Genomic DNA, 858 nt, shown 5'->3' with positions numbered 1-858 from the left:
CTCGCCCTTGTTGGGCCACAGGGACATCGCCCGCTCGGCCTGGGCGGTGATGGTCAGCGACGGGTTGACGCCGAGGTTGGCGGAGACGGCCGCGCCGTCCACCACCGAGATGCCCGGGTGGCCGTAGAGCCGGTGGTAGGGGTCGATGACGCCCTCCTCGAGGGAGGCGCCGATCGGGCAGCCGCCCAGGAAGTGCGCCGTCAGCGGGGTGCCCATCAGCTCGCCGACGTTCGTGCCCGGGAAGCCGCCTATCTCCTCCGCCAGCAGTCTGACCGCCTCGGCGCCCTCGGGGATGTGGTCGGGGTTGGGCGCGCCGTGGCCCTGCTTCGCCGTCAGCAGGCCCCTGCCCAGCCCCTTGGTCTTGCGGTAGGTGGTCAGGGAGTTGTCCAGGGACTGCATCACCAGGCCGATGATCGTCCGCTCCGACCAGCGGTAGTTGGACAGCGTCCGCGCGGCCTGCACGGGGTGGCGCAGGCAGTGCGCCAGGAAGGCCAGCGGCCTCGGCGCGCGGCCGTAGGGCACCTGGAGGACGGAGAGGGCGCCCATGGCGTTGGAGCCCTTGCCGTAGCGGACCGGCTCGATGTGGGTGTTGTCGTTGGGGTGGATGGAGGAGGTGATGGCCACCCCCCTGGTGAAGTCCAGTTCCGCGTCCGGGCCGTGCTTCTTCCGGTAGCGGCGCGGGGAGGTCAGGGCGCCGACCAGGGCCTCGGAGTTGGTGCGGGTCAGCTCGCCCAGTCTCGGGGAGATGCGCGGCAGGACGCCCTCGTCGCGCATCCGGTGCAGCAGCGTCTGGGTGCCGTAGGTGCCGGCGGCGATCACCACCTTCTCCGCGCGCAGCACCGTGCGCCTCCCCCGGCG

Annotated in this window: 1 protein-coding gene; it reads right to left on the bottom strand. The window is 72.1% G+C overall.

Annotated elements, in window-relative coordinates; genetic code table 11:
* On the bottom strand, positions 1 to 858 hold an 858-nt coding region (locus ACW69E_RS27720; RefSeq protein ID WP_457501031.1), incomplete at both ends, for a GMC oxidoreductase.

Source organism: Streptomyces sp. SS8, from assembly GCF_054072955.1.
The sequence above is the reverse complement of the archived record's forward strand: the minus strand, read 5'-3'. Positions and strand labels throughout refer to the sequence as shown.